Origin of the sequence: Hymenobacter lucidus (assembly GCF_020447265.1) — a bacterium.
GTDB classification, from domain to species: domain Bacteria; phylum Bacteroidota; class Bacteroidia; order Cytophagales; family Hymenobacteraceae; genus Hymenobacter; species Hymenobacter lucidus.
Genome location: NZ_JAJADR010000004.1, coordinates 427,794 through 447,515 on the forward strand (window position 1 = coordinate 427,794; position 19,722 = coordinate 447,515).

The 19,722-nt window shown below is 56.9% G+C and carries 14 protein-coding genes; 8 read left to right on the forward strand and 6 right to left on the reverse strand.

Going from position 1 to position 19,722, the window contains the following annotated elements:
- The first annotated feature begins 82 nt into the window (after positions 1–82).
- Positions 83–1,405 carry a ribosome biogenesis GTPase Der gene (gene der, locus LGH74_RS15905; RefSeq protein ID WP_226177169.1) on the forward strand — a complete coding sequence of 441 codons (1,323 nt, stop codon included), beginning with the start codon at positions 83–85 and terminating at the stop codon, positions 1,403–1,405.
- A gap of 161 nt (positions 1,406–1,566) precedes the next feature.
- Positions 1,567–1,833: a hypothetical protein gene (locus tag LGH74_RS15910; protein WP_226177171.1), complete on the forward strand. Its 267-nt coding sequence runs from the start codon at positions 1,567–1,569 to the stop codon at positions 1,831–1,833.
- A 220-nt stretch (positions 1,834–2,053) separates the two neighbouring features.
- On the opposite strand, the gene LGH74_RS15915 is transcribed toward LGH74_RS15910, so the two are convergent.
- From LGH74_RS15915 to LGH74_RS15930, 4 genes are all read right to left on the reverse strand, one after another.
- A complete protein-coding gene (locus tag LGH74_RS15915) occupies positions 2,054–2,620 on the reverse strand; it encodes a hypothetical protein (RefSeq protein WP_226177302.1) in 567 nt (188 codons plus the stop codon).
- Positions 2,621–3,050: 430 nt separating this feature from the next.
- On the reverse strand, positions 3,051–3,854 hold the full coding sequence (gene murQ, locus LGH74_RS15920) for an N-acetylmuramic acid 6-phosphate etherase (RefSeq protein WP_226177173.1): 804 nt from the start codon (positions 3,852–3,854) through the stop codon (positions 3,051–3,053).
- 45 nt (positions 3,855–3,899) lie between these two features.
- A complete protein-coding gene (locus LGH74_RS15925; RefSeq protein WP_226177175.1) occupies positions 3,900–4,232 on the reverse strand; it encodes a cytochrome b5 domain-containing protein in 333 nt (110 codons plus the stop codon).
- A 52-nt stretch (positions 4,233–4,284) separates the two neighbouring features.
- Positions 4,285–5,433 (reverse strand): formimidoylglutamase, encoded by a 1,149-nt coding sequence (locus tag LGH74_RS15930; protein WP_226177177.1) that lies wholly within the window; start codon positions 5,431–5,433, stop codon positions 4,285–4,287.
- Positions 5,434–5,666: 233 nt separating this feature from the next.
- Between LGH74_RS15930 and LGH74_RS15935 the strand changes: the two genes are divergently transcribed.
- The 6 genes from LGH74_RS15935 (at position 5,667) to LGH74_RS15960 (ending at position 14,408) form a co-directional block, all read left to right on the forward strand.
- The gene (locus LGH74_RS15935; RefSeq protein WP_226177179.1) at positions 5,667–7,445 is read left to right on the forward strand and encodes an AMP-dependent synthetase/ligase; all 1,779 of its coding nucleotides are present in this window, start codon (positions 5,667–5,669) and stop codon (positions 7,443–7,445) included.
- A 144-nt stretch (positions 7,446–7,589) separates the two neighbouring features.
- Complete coding sequence (locus tag LGH74_RS15940) at positions 7,590–8,066, forward strand: MarR family winged helix-turn-helix transcriptional regulator (protein WP_226177181.1); 477 nt, start codon at positions 7,590–7,592, stop codon at positions 8,064–8,066.
- Positions 8,067–8,210: 144 nt separating this feature from the next.
- Complete coding sequence (locus tag LGH74_RS15945) at positions 8,211–10,619, forward strand: 3-hydroxyacyl-CoA dehydrogenase/enoyl-CoA hydratase family protein (protein ID WP_226177183.1); 2,409 nt, start codon at positions 8,211–8,213, stop codon at positions 10,617–10,619.
- 196 nt (positions 10,620–10,815) lie between these two features.
- Positions 10,816–11,994: an acetyl-CoA C-acyltransferase gene (locus tag LGH74_RS15950; RefSeq protein ID WP_226177185.1), complete on the forward strand. Its 1,179-nt coding sequence runs from the start codon at positions 10,816–10,818 to the stop codon at positions 11,992–11,994.
- Positions 11,995–12,105: 111 nt separating this feature from the next.
- Complete coding sequence (locus LGH74_RS15955) at positions 12,106–12,426, forward strand: 50S ribosome-binding protein YggL (protein WP_226177187.1); 321 nt, start codon at positions 12,106–12,108, stop codon at positions 12,424–12,426.
- 194 nt (positions 12,427–12,620) lie between these two features.
- Complete coding sequence (locus LGH74_RS15960; RefSeq protein ID WP_226177188.1) at positions 12,621–14,408, forward strand: acyl-CoA dehydrogenase FadE; 1,788 nt, start codon at positions 12,621–12,623, stop codon at positions 14,406–14,408.
- A gap of 92 nt (positions 14,409–14,500) precedes the next feature.
- Here LGH74_RS15960 and LGH74_RS15965 read toward each other — a convergent pair whose 3' ends face one another.
- Both LGH74_RS15965 and LGH74_RS15970 read right to left on the reverse strand, forming a co-directional pair.
- Positions 14,501–17,557, reverse strand: a complete 3,057-nt coding sequence (locus tag LGH74_RS15965) for an FG-GAP-like repeat-containing protein (protein ID WP_226177189.1) — start codon at positions 17,555–17,557, stop codon at positions 14,501–14,503.
- Between the two features lie 172 nt (positions 17,558–17,729).
- Positions 17,730–19,181, reverse strand: coding sequence for a hypothetical protein (locus LGH74_RS15970; protein ID WP_226177191.1), 1,452 nt, complete (start codon positions 19,179–19,181; stop codon positions 17,730–17,732).
- Between the last annotated feature and the right edge of the window lie 541 nt (positions 19,182–19,722).

Consider the following 19,722-nt stretch of genomic DNA (forward strand, 5'->3'; position numbering starts at 1 on the left):
TCACAACCTTTCCGACCTCACATTCACTTAACTACTCCGGGCACTGCCGAACTTGGTCGGGCCGGCGGCTGGAGTCAGACGCATGAAGAATACCATTGCAATTGTGGGCCGCCCCAATGTGGGCAAATCCACCCTGTTCAACCGCCTCGTGGGTCACCGCAAGGCTATTATGGACAACCAAAGCGGCGTAACCCGCGACCGGCACTACGGCTACGGCGAGTGGATCGGCAAGCACTTCACGGTCATCGACACTGGTGGCTACGTGCACGGCTCCGACGACGTGTTTGAGGAAAGCATCCGCCGCCAGGTAAAGCTGGCCATTGATGAAGCCGATGTGGTTTTGTTCATGGTCGACGTGGACGCGGGCATGCACGGCCTCGATGAGGAGTTTGCCAACGTATTGCGCCGCTACCAGGGCAAAAAGCCGATTTACCTGGTTGGTAACAAGGCCGATACTAACGCCCGGGCCCACGCGGCCGGCGAGTTCTACGCTCTGGGCGTAGGCGACGGCGACATTTTCACCATCTCGTCGCAGAGCGGCTCCGGCACCGGTGATTTGCTCGACGCCGTGGTGTCGCACTTTGAGGATCCGTGGGAAGAAGTTACCGAGTCCGATTTGCCCAAGATTGCCGTAGTCGGCCGCCCCAACGTGGGCAAGTCGAGCCTGGTAAACCTGCTGCTGGGCGAGGAGCGCACCATCGTGACCGACATTGCCGGTACCACCCGCGACGCCATCAAGACGCGCTACAACGCCTTCGGCAACGAGTTCATCCTGATTGACACCGCCGGTCTGCGTCGCAAAACCAAGGTGAAAGAGGACATCGAATTCTATTCCGTCCTCCGCTCTATTCGGGCCATGGAAGAGTCCGATGTCTGCATCGTGATGCTCGACGCCACCCGCGGCATCGAGGCCCAGGACGTGAACATCATTGCCCTGGCCGACAAAAACCGCAAGGGCATCGTGATTTTGGTCAACAAGTGGGACTTGGTGGAGGACAAGGAAACCAACACCACGAAGGTTATCGAAGAGCAGATTCGGGAAAAGATTGCGCCTATTGCCTATCCGCCCATCATCTTCACCTCTGTTGTTACCAAACAGCGCGTGCATAAGGCTATCGAAACGGCCATTCAGGTGTACGAGAACAAGACTAAGAAAATCCCAACATCCCAGCTGAACGAGGTGATGTTGCGCGTGATTGAGGAGCACCAGCCACCATCCATGAAGGGCAAAATGGTGCGCATCAAGTACGTAACCCAGCTGCCCACGCACAACCCAGTGTTTGCCTTCTTCTGCAACCTGCCCCAGTACGTGAGCGACTCTTACGTGCGCTACCTCGAGAACCGGATGCGCGACAATTTCGGCTTCGAGGGCGTGCCTATCGGCATCATCTTCCGCAAGAAGTAAGCAGACCAACCCAGCTGGTGAAAAATATTTTTCACCAGCTGGGTTACCTTCTGAGCTGGGCAGTATCAAGTCCTGAATTTCGCGCCGCGCTGCGTAGCACAAGGTGAGAAGTTCATCCCAAACTGACTTGAATTTTTCAACAACCCACAATTCCTCTCAAGATGAAAAAGGTTCTGTTCCTCGCTCTGGCTGCTGCTTCGTTCACCTTCGCTTCGTGCGACAGCAAAACTGAAAACGCTCAGGAAAACGCTGCTGACAACGTAGAAGCTAGCGGCGAAGCCAAAGCTGACGCTATGGAAGATCAGGCTGACGCAGTTCGCGACTCGGCTGACGCTACCGCTGACAAAATGGAAGATGCTGCTGACGTAAACAACCCAAGCCAGGCTACTCCAGCCCCAGCTGAAGGTGCTACCACGACCCAGCAGTAATTGCTCTGCCTGAAAAGGCAAAAAAGAGGCTCCCCAATCTGGGGAGCCTCTTTTTTGTGCCATTTTGGGAGCATAGGGTAAAAAGAACGTCATATCGACCCTTCTGCGCATCAAGCAGCGAGGAGACACCTCTTGCGTGCCACGGTATATGATTGCTGTGGCAACATCAGTACGCGAGATTCCTCGGCTTCGCTCGGAATGACGTGCTGGAGTGGCCCATTTACCCGAGCCGGTGGCTGATAATCTTATCGACCAGCTTAAAGAGCTTGCGCGGCTCGTGCGTGCGCCACGGCAGCTCGTCGAGCTGGCCGCCAAAATTGACGTAGTTATCCACATTGAACTGGCGCATTTCGCGGATAACGTGCTCCTGAAAGTTGACGCCCGCAATCCAGCCGTCTTCTACGTCTTCGAACCATTCCTCGTAATATGAGTCGTCGGAGCCGTGGAAGTTGAACACGTTTTCGCCAACCAGGATAAACTTGCGGATGCCTTCGTGTACCATCAAGTCGATGATGTTACGCTTCAGGCTCATGATGTCGTTTTCGATGGCGTCGTTCCACTCGCCGATAAATTCCAGGATGCCGATGCCCTCATCATAATCCACAAACAGGATTTTCAGGAACAGCGTGTCCGAGTCGAGACTGTCCCACTGCGGATGGATGTAATAGCCGTAAATCGTATTGGTAAAGGAATCGAGGCTGTTTTCGGCCTCGAACAGCGGGGAGCGGGGGTCTTCGGCAGCGGAATACTGGTCAATCCAGTTGTAGTGTGGCTCGATGGTATGCACGGGCAGCAGCAGTTGTAATGGAAGGATGCGTAGGTAACAACCCGCGGCCAAAAAAGCTCCGAGGGGGGTGTTCATTCTAACGCTGTCAGCTTTTTTCCGTTGGCGCAATGGCTACCCCCTATACTTAGGAGAGACACTCAATAGTAGATACAGTACAGGGAGAAAGAGCTTATTACGATAATTGGGAGGATAAAAAGCAGTGTGGCAGCTGCTAACAGCCAGCGCCGCTGCTTGAATGCGTAGAAAACCACGAGCAGCAACAGGCCACAGAGCGGCAGCAGCAGAAATCCTCCCGTAGCCAGGCTATCAGCCGCGTCATCTGCTTCCAGCAACAATATGGCCCGTAGTAATACCAGGTGGCAGCCGACAAGTAGTAGCGCAATTTTGCTTAAGTGGTGCCGTGTAAAATGGCCTAGCATATAGCCGCTGCTTACTTCCGGTAGGCCTCCAGAGCCGCCCGCACCGAGCCGTGTTGCTTCAGTAGCTCGGCCGCTTCGGGCTGCCCGATGCCCAGCTCGTCCATAATCATCTTCTCGCCCCGATCCACGAGCTTGAGGTTGGAGAGCTGCATATCCACCATCTTGTTGCCTTTTACCTTGCCCAGCCGAATCATGGTGGCAGTGGTGAGCATATTGAGCACTAACTTCTGAGCGGTGCCGGCTTTCATGCGGGTACTACCGGTTACGAACTCGGGGCCGGTGACAACTTCTACCGGAAAGTCGGCCAGGGCGGCAACAGAAGATGCGGGATTGCAGACGATGCAACCAGTGGCAATACCGTGGCGGCGGGCAATGGCCATACCGCCAATAACGTAAGGCGTGCGGCCCGAGGCGGCAATGCCCACCAGCATGTCGTCGGCCGAGATATTGTAAGCTGCTAAATCGCGCCAAGCCTGCTGCGGGTCATCTTCAGCATTTTCCACCGCCTTGCGAATAGCATCGTCGCCGCCGGCAATAAGGCCGATAACTAAGCCTTGGGGCACACCAAAAGTAGGCGGACACTCGGAGGCATCCAGAATGCCGAGCCGCCCGCTGGTGCCGGCCCCGATGTAAAACAGCCGTCCGCCTCGTTGCAGCCGCTCCACCGTTGCTTCCACCAGAGCCTCAATCTGCGGCAGGGCCTTGGCCACAGCCAGCGGCACCGTTTGGTCTACGCTGTTGATGCCAGCCAGCAGCTCACGCGTCGAGAGGGTTTCGAGGTTGTTGAAGTGGGAAGGACTTTCGGTGGTACCCAAGGTGAAACGGTAAAGTTGTGAAATGGTGAGCTTTGATAACTCACTCTAACGTTGGGAAGCAGAAGAAGTAAGCGTTTTCAGCCGACCGATGGCGTGAAACTTGTCGAAAACGTGCTCGGTGTGCGGCGCGTCCTTCTGCAGCTCCTTGGTCAAGTCTTGCCCAGCCCAGTGTTCGTAGTGGTTGCCGCGGCGCCACAGGCGCGAGCGGGTCACGTCGTAAATCAGACCGTTGTAACCCACCCAGATTTCGTCCCGGTCCTGCCCATTGCGTAACGCCAGCTGGGCAAGGGTGTATTCGGGGAGCTGATTGGTGGCTGTTGGGTGTTGGTTGTTGGGCGTTGATTGTTCGATGTTATTCGGGTCGGGCGGCTTGTTCATGAGCGGAATTCGGAATGACTGCCGCGAAGCACGGACAAAAAACAAGTAACAATCAACCAAGCAAGGCCTGGGTCAGAATCCAGCGGTTGGGCAAGTCGCCCTGGGCGGCTTTGAAGTAGTCTTCGTAGCTGCAGGGCACGATGCGCTTCACGGCACTATCGGCCAGGCTTTCGACTTCCAGCCACCACTTTTCGGTGCGCTTGGCCTTGTAGAAAACCAACTTGGCCGGGGAGCCGGGCAACCCCACGGCGTAGCGGATAAAGCGGCGGCTCTGAAAATCGGTTTCGTTACGGCGGTGGTAAAAGCCTTCGATAAAGTACCACAGCATGGTCGCTAGGGCCGAGGCGGCCAGGCCGTGGGTGTCGTGGTCGGGGCGGTAGCCATAGAGGCCGAAGGAGCTGAGTTGGTCGTTGTGTCCCGCGTACCAAGCCAGCTTGGCGGCTTCTTCGTTGGTGAGGCCGAAGGGGTTGGCCGGGTAGTAGGCCGGCGCGTCGTTCCAGCGCAACGCGGCCACGTCGAAGCTCACGAAATCGGCCTGGCGCAGCAGCGGCTCGGCCTGCCGGATATCGTCGCGCACTTGCCCCAGGCGCAGGGTTTCGAAGTGTAGCTTTTCCAGGGCGGCCAGCACATCAGGGGCTACCAAATATTGCTGGTGGGCCAGCTGGGCAAAGTTGAACACGAAGTTAGGCTCGTGCATCAGAATGCGGCGCAGGTGCGAATCTTCGGGTGGAGCCGTGTCGTGCTCGGCCATATCCACCCGGGAGTCGACCATGGCAAAGCTCACTGGCCGCTCCAGCGTTTCGTAGGCCAGAAACTGCCCGTAGTCCAGGTCCTGGCTGCCGCCGAGCAGGATCGGGACGGTATTGTGCTCCAGCAGCGTCGCCACTATTTCGCGCAGCCGCAGGTAGGTGTCTTCCAGCGTGAGGCCGGGCCGCAGGTTACCCAAGTCGGCAATACGCAGGCTACCGGTGCCTTTCTGGAGCTGGTAAAAGCGGCGGCGCACCTCATCGGCCCCGTGAACTTCGGGCTGCCCGCCGGCACTACCGCGCCACTCGTTCAGCCCGATAAGAGCCAAGTCGGCCACCCGCCAGTCCGGAAACGAGTCCAGAAAGCGCGTAGCATAGTTGGCGAGCGTGGTAGAAGCTGCCGAGGCGGCGGTAAGCTCCTCACGGAGCGGATCAAAGAAGATGGCCAGATTCATCGGGCGCGGACGGTGCAGATAGGCAAAACTACGCAAAACCCGCCACCCCTTCCAGTTTTTCGGCCCTGAGCTATGCCTCAAGCTGGGCCGTAATAGGCATTACGCCAAAAAATCTATTTATTTAAGCTGTCTTGGCCCTTCCGGGCTGGCTGCCTTGCTCATCCCAGCGTACTAGAACCGGGCCTTGCGCTCTGCCTCTTTGCGTTTCCCACCACCAGTATCCCACTCTACCAATGGAAGTCCGCCGCTCGTTTGATATTCTGTCGCACCAACTTGCTACTGCCCCCAAAGCCGATTGTCTGGCCGCTAAAATTGACGGAACGTGGCAAAAAATCAGCACCCAGCAGGTCATCGACCACGCCAATCAGGTGAGTCTGGGCCTTTTGCAGCTCGGTATTAAGAAGGATGATAAGGTCGCCATCATTTCGATGAACCGGCCCGAATGGATGTTCGCCGACTTCGGTATTGCCCAAATTGGGGCCACTAGCGTGCCGATGTACCCTAGCATCACGGTCGAAGACTACAAGTACATTTTCACTGATGCCGGCGTGAAAGCCGTGTTTGTGGCCGATGAGAAGCTCTACGCCAAGGTAAAAGAGGCCACAGCTGATTTGCCCGAGGTAAAGCACGTCTTCACCTTCGATAAGATTGAAGGCGCCCGCCACTTCAGCGAGCTGCTGGAAATGGGCAAAACAGGCGACGTGGCCACCCTGGAGCCCATGAAAGCCGCCGTGCAGCCCGACGACCTGCTCACCCTAATCTACACCTCGGGTACCACCGGCAACCCCAAGGGCGTAATGCTCAGCCACGACAACATCCTGAGCAACTGCCGCAATTCCCAGCCCTTCGTGCCCGTCACCAAAGACGATACGGCCCTAAGCTTTCTGCCGCTCTGCCACATCTTCGAGCGGATGGTGACTTACCTGTATATGATCAACAGCGTGAGTATCTACTACGCCGAAAGCATGGAAGTTATTGCCGACAACCTGCGCGAGGTGAAGCCCCAGATTTTCACCACCGTGCCCCGCTTGCTGGAGAAAGTGTATGATAAAATCGTGGCGAAAGGCCATGAGCTGGACGGCGTCAAGAAAAATCTGTTCTTCTGGGCGCTGGATCTGGGCCTGAAATACGACACCCAGAAAGACCACGGTTTCTTCTATAACACCCAGTTGGCTTTGGCCAACAAGCTCATCTTCAACAAGTGGCGGGAGGCCCTGGGCGGCAACCTGAAGTGCATCGTATCGGGTGGCGGCGCGCTGCAGCCCCGCCTGGCCCGTGTGTTCTGGGCAGCCGGCATCCGGGTGATGGAAGGCTATGGCCTGACGGAAACCTCGCCCGTTATTGCCGTGGGCGGCTTCGAGCCGGAAAACAACCTGATTGGTACCGTTGGGCCGCTCATCGACAATATGGAAGTGAAGATTGCCCCCGACGGCGAGATTCTGACCAAGTCGGCATCGGTAATGAAAGGCTACTACAATAAGCCCGAACTGACAGCCAAGGAAATCGATGCCGACGGCTGGTTCCACACTGGCGACATCGGGGAGTTCGTTAACGGCCGTTTCCTTAAAATCACGGACCGTAAAAAGGAGATGTTTAAGACCTCGGGCGGCAAGTACATTGCCCCGCAGGTTATTGAGGGCAAACTCAAGGAGTCACCGCTCGTGGAACAGGCCATGGTAGTAGGCGCCGACCAAAAATTCCCTTCGGCCCTGGTAGTGCCCGCCTTCGACGACCTGAAAGGCTGGTGCAAGCGCAACAGCGTCGACTGCAACTGCTCAAACGAGGAACTCATCAAGAAGGAGAAAGTGGTGGAGATGTACGAGGACCTGGTGAAGAAGTACAACCAAAGCTTCGCCCAGTGGGAGCAGGTCAAGAAAATCGTGCTGCTGCCCCAGCAGTGGACCGTGGAAACCGGCGAAATGACGCCCACGATGAAGGTGAAGCGCAAAATTATTTCCGAGAACAACAAGGACCTCATCGAGGGCCTTTACCAGCAGGACGACCGGCGGTAAAACGTAATCGGTGAGTAGTAGAAAAGTTTGGGGTAGCCGTAGCTTCCAGCAGTGGAAGAAGAGGATTGCCCCAAACTTTTTTCTCGTTATTTAGTATGCAAGCATAACATATTCTTTGTATGTTTACCCGACTTCGCAACAATCATGACACCGGAAGAAACCGTCGATTATAATATCAAAGTAGCCTGGCACGCCATTTCGCGCATGTACAATACGCAGGCCGCCAAGCACGACATTACCACCAGCATCGGCTTTGTCCTGCTCAATATAGACCAGGAACTTGGTACTCCGGCTACCAAAATTGCGCCCTTGCTGGGCCTCGAAACCCGCAGCCTGACCCGCATCCTCCGCTCGATGGAGGAGAAGGGCCTGATCTACAAGCAAGCTGATACCCAGGATAAACGCTCGGTCCGCATTTTCCTGACCGAGGAAGGCCTACGCAAAAAGGAAGTCTCCCGCCAGACCGTGCGCCATTTCAACCAGAAGGTGCGGGAGAAAATCCCCCAGGCCCAGCTGGAAGTCATGTTCAAGGTTGTAGGTCAGATTACGGGCATGATTGAGGGCAAAACTCTCTTCGACGACTTTAAGCTGAAACCCCTGCGCTCCGAACCGGCGGCCTAACGGCCCGGGCTCGGAGTGTTTTGCTTTCTGACAGCCAAACAATTGCAGTGCCTTCGCGCTTCGGTAAACTCGGCATAACGAGTAGTTGAGCGCCAGGAATTCCACCTGATTCTTTCATTTCTCACCCACCTCATTCCTTCCCGAATGAATCGTATTATCAAAAAAGTAGCCGTATTGGGCTCCGGTGTGATGGGCTCGCGCATTGCGCTGCACTTCGCCAACATCGGCGTGCAGGTGTTATTGCTCGATATTGCTCCTAAGGAGCTGACCCCCGACGAGGAAAAGAAGGGCCTGAAGCTCGATGCGCCGGCGGTAAAAAACCGCATCGTGAATGCCTCGCTGCAGGCCGCTATTACCTCGAACCCCTCGCCGCTCTACCGCAAGGCCGACGCCTCGCGCATCAAGACCGGCAACTTCGACGACAACCTCAAGGATATTGCCACCTGCGACTGGACGATTGAGGTGGTCGTAGAGCGGCTCGACATTAAGAAGAGCCTGTTTGAGCGCATCGAGCAGTTCCGCAAGCCCGGCACTTTGATTACGTCGAATACCTCGGGTATTCCGATTCATTTGATGGCCGAAGGTCGCTCGGAGGATTTCCGCAAGCACTTCGCCGGTACCCACTTCTTCAACCCGCCCCGCTACCTGAAGCTGCTCGAAATCATCCCGACGCCCGAAACGGACCAGTCGGTAGTGGATTTCCTGATGCACTACGGCGACCTGTACATGGGCAAAACCACCGTACTGGCCAAAGACACGCCAGGCTTTATTGCCAACCGCGTGGGCGTATTCGCCATGCTCGACGTGATGCAGACCATGCAGCGCCTGGGCCTGACGGTGGAAGAAGTAGATAAGCTGACCGGCCCGGTTATCGGCCACGCCAAGTCGGCCACCCTGCGCACTTCCGACGTGGTCGGTCTGGACACGACCATCAACGTCACCAACGGCCTGGCCCAGGGCCTGCCCAACGACGAAGCCAAGGACGTGTTCGTGCTGCCCGACTTCGTCAAGAAAATGGGCGAGAACAAGTGGCTGGGCGACAAAACCGGCCAGGGTTTCTACAAGAAAGTGAAGGGCGCGGGCGGCAAGTCCGAAATCCACGCCCTGGATCTGAATACACTGGAGTACAAGCCCAGCCAGAAGGTGAAGTTTGCTTCCCTGGAAGCTACCAAGGCCATCGACAAGGTCGCCGACCGGTTTAAGGTGCTGGTGGCCGGCAAAGACAAAGCCGCCGACTTCTACCGGCAGAGCTTCGGCAGCCTGTTTGCCTACGTCTCGAACCGGATTCCGGAAATCACCGACCAACTCTACAAGATTGACGATGCCCTGCGCGCCGGCTTCGGCTGGGAGCTGGGCCCGTTTGAAACCTGGGACGCGTTGGGCGTGCAGAAAGGCCTGGAGCTGGCGCAGGCCTATGGCAAGACTGTAGCGCCCTGGATTGAGGAAATGCTGGCCGCCGGCAACTCGACCTTCTACAAGGTGAGTGAGCAGGGCGTCAAGCAGTTCTACGACCTGGAGTCGAAGTCCTACCAGGCCATTCCCGGCGTGGAGAATTTCATCATCCTCGACAACCTGCGTGCCACGGGCAAAGTCCTGTGGAAAAACGCCGGGGCCTCGGTTATCGACCTCGGCGACGGTATTCTGAACGTGGAGTTCCACTCCAAGATGAACACCCTGGGCTCCGACGTTATTCAGGGCCTGATGAAGGGCGTGGATATTGCCGAGCAGGGCTACCGCGGCCTGGTGGTCGGCAACGACGCGCCTAACTTCTCGGCCGGCGCCAACCTGGGCCTGGTGTACATGTACGCCCTGGATCAGGAGTTCGATGAGATTAACATGATGATTGCTCAGTTCCAGAATGCCATGATGCGCATGCGCTACAGCAGCATTCCGGTGGTGGGCACGCCCCACGGCTTGGCCCTGGGTGGTGGCTGCGAGCTGAACCTGCACGCCGACAAGGTGGTGGCCGCGGCTGAAACTTACATGGGTCTGGTGGAATTTGGCGTGGGCCTGATTCCGGCCGGTGGTGGCACCAAGGAAATGACCCTGCGCACGGCCGCTAAGTACGAGGAGGGGGAGCCCGAGTTCAACCTGCTCCGCAACGCCTTCGTGACCATCAGCACCGCCAAGGTATCGACTTCGGCCGCTGAGGCCTTCGACCTGGGCTTCCTGCGCCGCGGCGACGAAGTGGTAGTCAACAACAACCGCCTCATTGCTCAAGCCAAAGCCGAGGCTATTGCCCTGGCTGATGCCGGCTACACCCAGCCCGTGCAGAAAACTGACATCAAGGTGCACGGCCGCGGTGCGTTGGGTATGTTCCTGACGGGCGTGCACGCCATGCGCGCCGGCAACTACATTTCCGACCACGATGTTAAGATTGCCAACAAGCTGGCCTACGTCATGACCGGTGGGGATTTGTCGTCGCCGACCCAGGTGAGTGAGCAGTACTTGCTGGATCTGGAGCGCGAAGCCTTCCTGAGCCTGACCGGTGAGCGGAAAACGCTGGAGCGTATCCAGAGCATCCTGACCACCGGCAAACCTTTGAGAAACTAGAGCTAAACCTAGTTCCCCTCCTCAGATGAGGAGGGGTGCCCGAAGGGCGGGGTGGTTGACAATCGTTGAACGAATACTAGATCCTAATTCTCTAGCTCTAGTAACCATCCCTGCCTTCAGCCACACCTCCTTTCAATAAGGAGGGGAACCAGTAAAAAGCAGCTCTAATCCCACCTCTTTTTAAGACTCCAATACCATGAATGCATATATCGTAGCCGGTTACCGCACCGCGGTTGGTAAAGCAAACCGTGGCGGCTTCCGCTTCACCCGTCCCGACGACCTAGCCGCGGACGTTATCAAACATCTGGTAGCCTCCGTGCCCGCCCTCGACCCCACGCGCATCGACGACGTGATTGTGGGCAACGCCGTGCCGGAAGCTGAGCAAGGCCTGCAGATGGGCCGTCTGATTTCCTTGCTAGCCCTGCCCATGAACGTATCGGGCCTGATTGTGAACCGCTACTGCGGTTCGGGTGTGGAAACCATTGCCATGGCCGCCGGTAAAATTGCCGCCGGCATGGCCGACTGCATCGTGGCCGGTGGTACCGAAAGCATGAGCATGGTGCCTACCGTAGGCTGGAAGACGGTTCCCAACTACAACCTCTCCCAGAAGCACCCCGATTACTACCTGGGCATGGGCCTAACGGCCGAAGCCGTAGCCAACGACTACAAGATTTCGCGCGAAGACCAAGACCTGTTCTCCTACAACTCCCACCAGAAGGCCATTAAGGCTATTGAGGCCGGCAAGTTCAAAGAGCAGATTGTGCCCATCACGGTGGAGGAAACTTACCTCGACGCGGCTTCGGGCAAGAAGAAAACCCGTTCGTACGTGGTGGATACCGACGAAGGCCCCCGCGGCGACACGTCGGTAGAGGCCCTGGCCAAGCTACGGCCGGTATTCGCCGCCAATGGCACCGTTACGGCCGGTAACTCGTCCCAGACTTCCGACGGCGCGGCTTTCGTCATCGTCATGTCGGAGCGCATGGTGAAGGAGCTGAACCTGGAGCCCATTGCCCGCATGGTAACCTACGCCACCGAAGGCATCGATCCGCGCATCATGGGCATGGGCCCCATCAAAGCCGTGCCGAAAGCCCTGAAACAGGCCGGCATGAAGCTCGAAGACATCGACCTCTTTGAGCTTAACGAAGCCTTTGCCTCCCAGTCAATTGCCGTAATGCGCGAGCTGGGCATGGACCAAAGCAAGGTGAACGTGAACGGCGGCGCTATTGCCCTGGGCCACCCGCTGGGTTGCTCGGGCGCCAAGCTCAGCATCCAGCTGTTCCACGAGCTGCGGGCCCAGAACAAAAAGTACGGCATGGTAACCGCCTGCGTGGGCGGTGGCCAAGGCGTAGCCGGCATCTACGAGCTGCTCAAGTAAGTTCACGCTTTTACTCGGGCCGGGTGCGGGCCGGAAAGCGTGGCAGCGCTTCTCCACCGGAAAACTCAGCTCCCGCCCGGTCCGAGTAGAAGTTCTTTGTTAGCTTCGTCTATGAAAAAGCGCCTCCGCAAGAAAACGTACCGCAAAGAGTTCCAGGAATTCAGCTGGAACGTGTCGTACCGCCTCAACGACGATCAGCCCAACAACTACCTGGAATTCTCCGACACGCTGCTGGAGCAGGTGGAAGACCTGGATTTGATCATTGGCGGCACGCTGAACGATTTTGCGGCCACGCCGGTGAAGCGCTTGGCCGAAGCCCAGGCCCGGGAAAAGCGCGACCAGCTGCAGCAGTGGCTGGCGGCCCGGCCCGAAGTAGCCGAAGCCACCAGCTCCGAGCTGACCGATGCCTATTACGGTCCGTTTCGCGGCTAAACCTCATTACTGAAGCCTCACGACCATGAGGCTTCTTTTTTTCGGGTAAAGTACGCTGCAAGCATAACATAATTTCGTATATTTCGGTACGAATGTATTGCGGCCTGCCTTTGTTCTATTTTAGTAGGTAAGCCGAGTACTTTGTCCTTGACTTTCGACATAAACATTCCTTAACCCAACCTCTCACCCTGGCCATGGAAGTATCCAACAAGCTTGTAAAAGGCGGCGAATTCATCATCAAAGAAACCGACGCCCAGGACGTATTCACCCCCGCCGACTTCTCGGAGGAGCAGAACATGATGCACCAGACCGCGCTGGACTTCGTGGACAAAGAAGTGCAGCCCCTGCTGGAGCGCCTCGACAACCACGAGGAAGGCCTGATGCGTGGTCTGATGGAAAAAGCCGGGGAACTGGGCCTGTTCGGCGTGAGCATCCCGGAGCAGTACGGCGGCCTGGATATGGACTTCCCCACCTCGCTGCGGGTAACCGAAGGCGTGGGCGGCGGCCACTCGTTCCCGGTAGCATTTGCGGCCCACACCGGCATTGCCATGCTGCCCATTCTGTACTTCGGCAACGAGGAGCAGAAAGCCAAATACCTGCCCGGCCTCACTAACGGGGAGCTGATGGGTGCCTACTGCCTCACCGAGCCCGGCTCGGGCTCTGATGCGCTGGGGGCCAAAACCAAAGCCATTCTGACCGAAGACGGCGAGCATTACGTGCTGAACGGCCAGAAAATGTGGATTACCAACGCCGGTTTCGCCGACGTATTCGTGGTATTTGCCCAGGTAGACGGTGACAAGTTCACCGGTTTCATCGTGGACAAAGACACGCCCGGCCTGAGCCTCGGCAACGAGGAGCACAAGATGGGCATTAAAGGCTCGTCGACCCGCCAGGTGTTCCTCTCGGATGCCAAGGTGCCGAAGACGGCCGTGCTGGGCGAAATCGGCAAGGGACACCTCATTGCCTTCAACATCCTCAACATTGGCCGTATCAAGCTGGCTGCGGCCTGCCTGGGTGCTACCAAGATGGCCGCTACGCTGAGCGTGAAGTATGCCAACGAGCGGGTGCAGTTCAAAATGCCGATCAGCAAGTTTGGCGCTATCAAGTATAAGCTAGCTCAGCAGGCCGTGCGGATTTACGCCGTTGAATCGGCTATCTACCGCGCCGGCATGGACATTTTCCGCATGGAGCAGGAGCTGCTGGCCAAAGGCCAGAGCCATAACGAAGCTTTGCTGGGTGCCGCCCGCGAGTTTGCCGTGGAGTGCGCCATTCTGAAAGTGGAAGGCTCAGAAGTGCTGGACTACGTAGTGGACGAAGGCGTGCAGGTGTACGGTGGCTACGGCTTCTCGGCCGACTACCCCATGGACCGCGCCTACCGGGATTCGCGCATCAACCGCATCTTCGAGGGCACCAACGAAATCAACCGGATGCTGGCCGTCGACATGATCCTGAAAAAGGCCATGAAGGGCGAGCTGGATTTGATGGGCCCGGCCCAGGCCGTGCAGCAGGAACTGATGGCTATTCCGGACTTCAACACCGAAGAAGAAACCGGCCTGTTTGCCGCCGAGAAAAAGACTATTGCCAAGCTGAAGAAGGCTATTCTGATGGTAGCCGGCACGGCGGTGCAGAAGTACATGAACTCCCTGGCTAAAGAGCAGGAAGTACTGATGAACATTGCCGACATGGCCATTAAGGTCTACACCGCCGAAAGCACCATTCTGCGCGTGGAGAAGGAAGCCGGCGTGAAAGGTGAAGAGGCTGTGTCGACCCAGATTGACATTGCCCGCGTGTACCTCTACGACACGGTGGACTTGGTGAACAAGTTCGGTAAGGACGCCATCGGCACCATGACCGAAGGCGACGAGCAGAAGCTGCTGGCCATGGGCCTGAAGCGCTTCACCAAAGCCGACCTCTACAACGCCAAGGAAGCCCGCCGCCGCATTGCCGACGTGCTGATTGCGGCCAACGAGTACGTGTACTAGGCACGAATAATTAGTTTGGTTGAACAAAGAAGGCCGCCCTTAAGCTAGGGGCGGCCTTCTTTGTTTGGTTGACAGCTTCGTCGAATGGTCGACTATTCGATTACTACGTGCTGTACGCTGGTGCCTTTCGGGGTGCTGATGCGCAAGTGGTACATGCCCGGGCGAAGACTGGACAGCGGAACTTGCAGCGTGCCATCGGCGGCGGGCAGCTGAGCTAGCCGGGCCAGCACTTGCTGACCAAGGGTATTGAACAACGTCAATGAGGTGGAGCCGGTACCGGGCTGGAGCTGTACGGTAAGATGATCATGAGCCGGCACCGGATACACCGCCGCTGGTGGGCCGGCTTTCGACCCCGCTACAACGGCCGTAACCAGGCCCGTATTGAACCGGGGGCTTAGCGAGCCAGTCCGGTTTACGGTTACCATATCAAGGTCTGAGTCCCCATCCAAGTCGCCGACAAGCAAGGTTTCGGGGAGTAAATTGACCCGCACTGCGGGGGCACCGCCAAAATCACCCGGCCGAAAGCAGACTAGCGGGCGAACAACGCGGTTGGCTTTATCCAGTACCAAAATGTCCAGGTCTTGATCTGCATCGAGGTCGGCCAGCTCTATAGCGGATGCGTCCGGGGCGGCGTAGTTTGTGGGGGCATATTCCTGCCCGGAAAAGGTAGATGTGAGCAGCAGGGTAATGGCTTTCGAGCCGCCTTGCCCCGCCGTGGCAATGTCCAAGGTATTGTCCGCATTCAGGTCGCCTAAGACGACAGTATGCGGTGCCGGCCCGGTGGCTACCGAGACCGGGATGCCGAAGCCGCCCGCGCCATTATTATAGGCTACCGACACAGTGTTGCTGCCTTCATTGGCTCCCACAATATCCAGGTCTCCATCATTATCCAAATCACCGATGGCCACGCTGCGGGTGCTGCTGCCGGTTGGTATCGTCGTCGTGCCCGTAAAACGCCCTGTTCCATCATTCAGGCGGATGCTTAGCGTGCCACTGGCATTGGCATTGGCTATTACCAGGTCAGCATCACCGTCGGCATCCAAGTCACCAAAGCAGAGCCCGCGCGGATTTTCTCCCACGGCCACGGCAGATCGGCCACTGAACGTGCCGGCACCCGTGTTGAACTGCACAATGGCCGAGTCGGGGGCGGCGGCGTGCAGGGCGGTATAAGTTACGTCTATATCACTGTCGCCGTCGATGTCTTCTAGGGCTAAGCCCGCTACCGTACCAGTGGAAGCAATAGTGGCAATGCGGGGGAAATGCCCCGTCCCGTCGTTGAAGCTGACCTGAATGCTGCTTCCGGTGGCTCCACTGGTTACCAAGTCCAGGTCACCGTCGTTATCCATATCGGCACAGCGGGCGAAATCTGCAGTGCGGGCGCCACTCAGGCTGTCGGTGCCCGTAAGCAAGCCCCGTCCCGAACCGCCGGCGGCCGTGCGAAACTGGTAAAGAAATGGCGCTATGTCCTGCTGGGTAAGACTACGGATGGTGCGTGGAATGGAAACGCTCACCAGCTCATTGGGCAGAAACGGAAGTGTGGGCTGAAAACTTATTACGTTGTTCGTCGCATTGCCGCTGCTGCTTAAGACGAGGGTTCCGGTGCGCCGACCCTGGCTCAGGCTGCTGCTTACCCGCAGATTGGTAGCCGTGGTCGGCGCAATACTTTGATTGAAAGTAGCCACAACCGCACTGGCGGGCACAACGCCGGGCGCATTAAGATAAGGGCTGATATCATTCAGCAGAAAAGAAGTGGAATTCAAGCTGGCCAGAAAGAAGCTTTCATTGCCAAAAGTAGAGCTATGGCTTAAACTTAACTGCGGACTTAACTCCGTACGGTTTCTAGGGCTGTAGGAGCCCGCTACCACGATTTCGCCTGAGCCGAGAACTGTGCCACCAGTAGACACTTCCTTGTTTATGCCGCCGCCTCGGGTAGCCCATTGCCACTGATCGGCGTTATTGAGACCCGCCACAAAAATATCGGTGTTCCCCGCACTGGTCAGAACGTTACTGGCGCTGAAAGGTAGCCGGCCGGTGAATGTGCCCACCACCACGTAGCCTGCTGCCGTGGGGGTGATGGATGAGATGTTGGCACTGCTGCCGGGTATCGTGCCAAACCATTGCCATGCGCCACTCATCCGATCAAGGCGGCCTAAGTAGGTGCTAGAGGAGCCCGTTGTGAACGAGCTGCCGAAGCTCGTATTCACTGAGGCTTTGCCGCCAATCAGAATATCGTTACCGCTCACGACCAGGTTTATGACTGGGTTAGAAGACTGCCCATTAGCCGTTTCGCTCTGGGTTGCCCAGCGCCACTGGCCGGTATTGGTATCTAAGCTTGCTATATAGAACTCAAAGATGTTTGGCTTACTGGTCAGCGTCGCACTGCTGCCGAAAGGATAAGTGCCGGAAAACGTGCCGGCCACAATAAACTCCCCTGAAGTAGTCCAGGCGGCCACCGTAGGGAAGATTTGGGTTGAAGAGTTTGCGGCCGTCGGGGTAATTTGCTTTACCCATTGCCATTCTCCAGTAATGGTCGTCATGCGTGCCACATAAGAGTCGGCGCGGGTGTAAGCGCGGACTACGGGCAGATTGCTGAATACCACGTCATCGAACAAAGGCCCACTCACGATAACCCCGCCACTAGCATCTGCCGCTAGTGCTTTGACCGAGAAGTTTGGGGTACTTTTGGCCCAGAGCCACTGCCCGGCACTGCCGGATATAACGGCCAAATAAGAAGTGTATCTATCACCGCCCGGCACCAGGGGTAAGGAGCCAAAAGTAGCGGAGCCGTAGAAAGTACCGCCCACCACAACGTTGCCATTGCTATCTACGGTTGCACTGGTGTTGCTCATTTGCAGGGAGTTGGCCTGCACTGCCCACTGCCACTGACGAGTGCTAGCCTTCATTTTGGCCACGTACAAGCCGCTCACCGCCGGCAAAGTGCCGAACGTGATGCTCCCACCGGTGCCGTACACGATAAGGTCGCCGTTTGGGTCGGTTAAGCACTTAATCGTCTGCGGTGTAAAGGTCGAGAACAGCACCTGGCCGCTGGCCCAGCCCGGCAGCTGGGCGTAGCTGCCGTACGAGCTAAGAAATGCCAGAATGAGTAGCAGGAAGGATTTCGACCAGTGTCGTACAAGTTGAGGGCGCAAAAGCCCGGCAGGAGTAGAGTGTTGCATTTGGATAAGGCTTGGATACTAAAAAGTAATGGTGCACTGGATTGAGAAGCAAGGAACTACAATTGCTTCTCAATCCAATGCACCATTACTTGTATAGAACTGGCTCTGGTTCGGAATACGACGCAGCAAGCCAAATTCGGGCTACTTACTTCACCACAATCTTGTTGAGCATCAAGGCCGCCGACTTCTTGCTGGGCCGGCTCACGCCGATAATCGTTTTAGCGTCGAGCCAACCGGTAAAGTCTTTCACGTAGGCCAGGTTCTGGTCGTTGGCTACGCTCAGGCCAAGGCCCTTTGCGGGTGCCACCACGCCGGTCTGGATATTCACGCGGCGCACGTACAGGTCGGATTTACCGTTGATTTTCTCCTGGGTCAGAATCTGCACCTCGGGGCCAAACACGGCGGCCCGGAAGCCGATGCCAGTAAACGACTCGGCGGGCGGCGCTACCTGGTCTTTGGCAATAATGCTGTGCCAGGTGGGGCTCTGAAACTCGTTGTAGCCGAATACGTGCAGCTCCCGAGCGTGCACTGGCGAGTCGTCACCGCCTTCCTCATACTTCTTCTCAGCAATGACCACCAGCTGCTTTTCGCCGGTCAGCAGCAGTTCCGACAGGTACACATCCTCCAGGCGCTTGGCGCTGGTTTGGCCGGCCTTGTTCACCTCGGCCAGATATTCGGGCGTGAAGCGGAATTCGGGGGCAAATTTCATGTCGCCTTCGCCCGCAAAGTCGAACTTCACCACTTTCAGGCTGTAGTACTGCCCGGTTTCGCGCTCGGTGCAAATGGCGGCGGCATACAGCGTATTATTGGGCTGCAGGCCAAACTTGGCATCGAACACCGCTACCGACTTGCCACCGAAGCTGCCGCCTACGGCCACCGACATCACCTTGGTTTCGGGCTTGTCGTTGAGGTAGCGGCGCACGGTAAGCTTCTTCATCTGGTCGCTGATGAGGGCCACATATTGCGCGCCGTCGTTGCCGATGTGCACGGTAGGGGAGAAGAAGTCACCCAGGTCGTGGAAGTCGTAGGTGCGGTCCTTGAGCTTGGTGAGTTTCTGGTCGTACACCGTGGCGCTGATGGCGCGGATCTGCACATCGCGGGTGAGGTAGCGGAAGGCTACCAGCTTGGAGCCGTCGGGCGAAACGGCCACACCAGGCCGCCGGTCGCGGGCCGAAGCGTCGATAAGTTTCTTGGGAGCGGCCTTCTGGCCGTTGCGCAGGTCTACCAGTACTGCCGACAGATTCTGGCTGGCCTCTTCTTTATGGTGAATGACCACGAAAGCCTGCTCTGTGCCGTGGCCAAAGGCTTCCACACTCTCGCCCGCGGCCACGGGCACGGCGGCTGTCCAGAGCTGCTTCAGTTCGGCATCGTAGCGCTCCACGGCGTATTGCGTCGCCGATTTGTGAGCCAGAATAACGAACCCACCCCCGCTGAGAGGGAGCATCTTGCGGGTTACGCGCTGGTTATAACGGTCTTCCGAGCTTTCGGGTAAGTAGCTGAACGGTACCGACTTTACCTTTTGGGCGGAAGCTCCTATCGGTGCCGTGAGCAGGCCGGCCAGCAGCGTGCCAACGGTAAGAAGAAATTTAAAGCGCACGTAAAAAGGCAGTTAAGTGTGAAAAAGTGCAAAGAACAAAAAAATGTACTCTCCAAAGGTATCCAACTTTGGGTGCCGCCCGTAAAGGCCACGCTCCCCAGTGGCAACCGGCTCGGGTTATCATGATTTGTTCACGTTAGGATAACGTTCTGATAGTCGTTTCTGAGGTACCCCTTGCGTTACTTTGCAGAGCGAAAGAAGAAACAGTTCTGCCGGCAGTTGAACCAATATTGTAATATTTGAATACAATATCGATTCAATCTGAACAGTCCGTTTTTCTTTGAGTAGTTGCTTGTCAGCACAGAAAGTGTGCTTTAGATGATCAAAGTTTTGTGTTTTTCTCCCTGACAAGGGCTTTTGGCTTAAACTTTGTGATTGCCGCGCCGCCTATTGTCTAGCATTCCAGCATTATGAAATTTCTACTCAAGTTCGTCTTACTCTTCGGTCTGATTGTGGTTGGTAAGTTTGCCAAAGAATCGGAAACGTCCCTGGCCGAGGCCAAGCGTGTTCAGCCCAAGCTACCTGTGCAGGCCGCTTCATT

Excerpts from the sequence above, each read along its gene's own strand:
- der (WP_226177169.1), top strand. The coding sequence starts at position 83 with ATGAAGAATACCATTGCAATTGTGGGCCGCCCCAATGTGGGCAAATCC.
- LGH74_RS15910 (WP_226177171.1), top strand. The coding sequence starts at position 1,567 with ATGAAAAAGGTTCTGTTCCTCGCTCTGGCTGCTGCTTCGTTCACCTTC.
- LGH74_RS15925 (WP_226177175.1), bottom strand. The coding sequence starts at position 4,232 with ATGAACAAGCCGCCCGACCCGAATAACATCGAACAATCAACGCCCAAC.
- LGH74_RS15930 (WP_226177177.1), bottom strand. The coding sequence starts at position 5,433 with ATGAATCTGGCCATCTTCTTTGATCCGCTCCGTGAGGAGCTTACCGCC.
- LGH74_RS15935 (WP_226177179.1), top strand. The coding sequence starts at position 5,667 with ATGGAAGTCCGCCGCTCGTTTGATATTCTGTCGCACCAACTTGCTACT.
- LGH74_RS15940 (WP_226177181.1), top strand. The coding sequence starts at position 7,590 with ATGACACCGGAAGAAACCGTCGATTATAATATCAAAGTAGCCTGGCAC.
- LGH74_RS15945 (WP_226177183.1), top strand. The coding sequence starts at position 8,211 with ATGAATCGTATTATCAAAAAAGTAGCCGTATTGGGCTCCGGTGTGATG.
- LGH74_RS15950 (WP_226177185.1), top strand. The coding sequence starts at position 10,816 with ATGAATGCATATATCGTAGCCGGTTACCGCACCGCGGTTGGTAAAGCA.
- LGH74_RS15955 (WP_226177187.1), top strand. The coding sequence starts at position 12,106 with ATGAAAAAGCGCCTCCGCAAGAAAACGTACCGCAAAGAGTTCCAGGAA.
- LGH74_RS15960 (WP_226177188.1), top strand. The coding sequence starts at position 12,621 with ATGGAAGTATCCAACAAGCTTGTAAAAGGCGGCGAATTCATCATCAAA.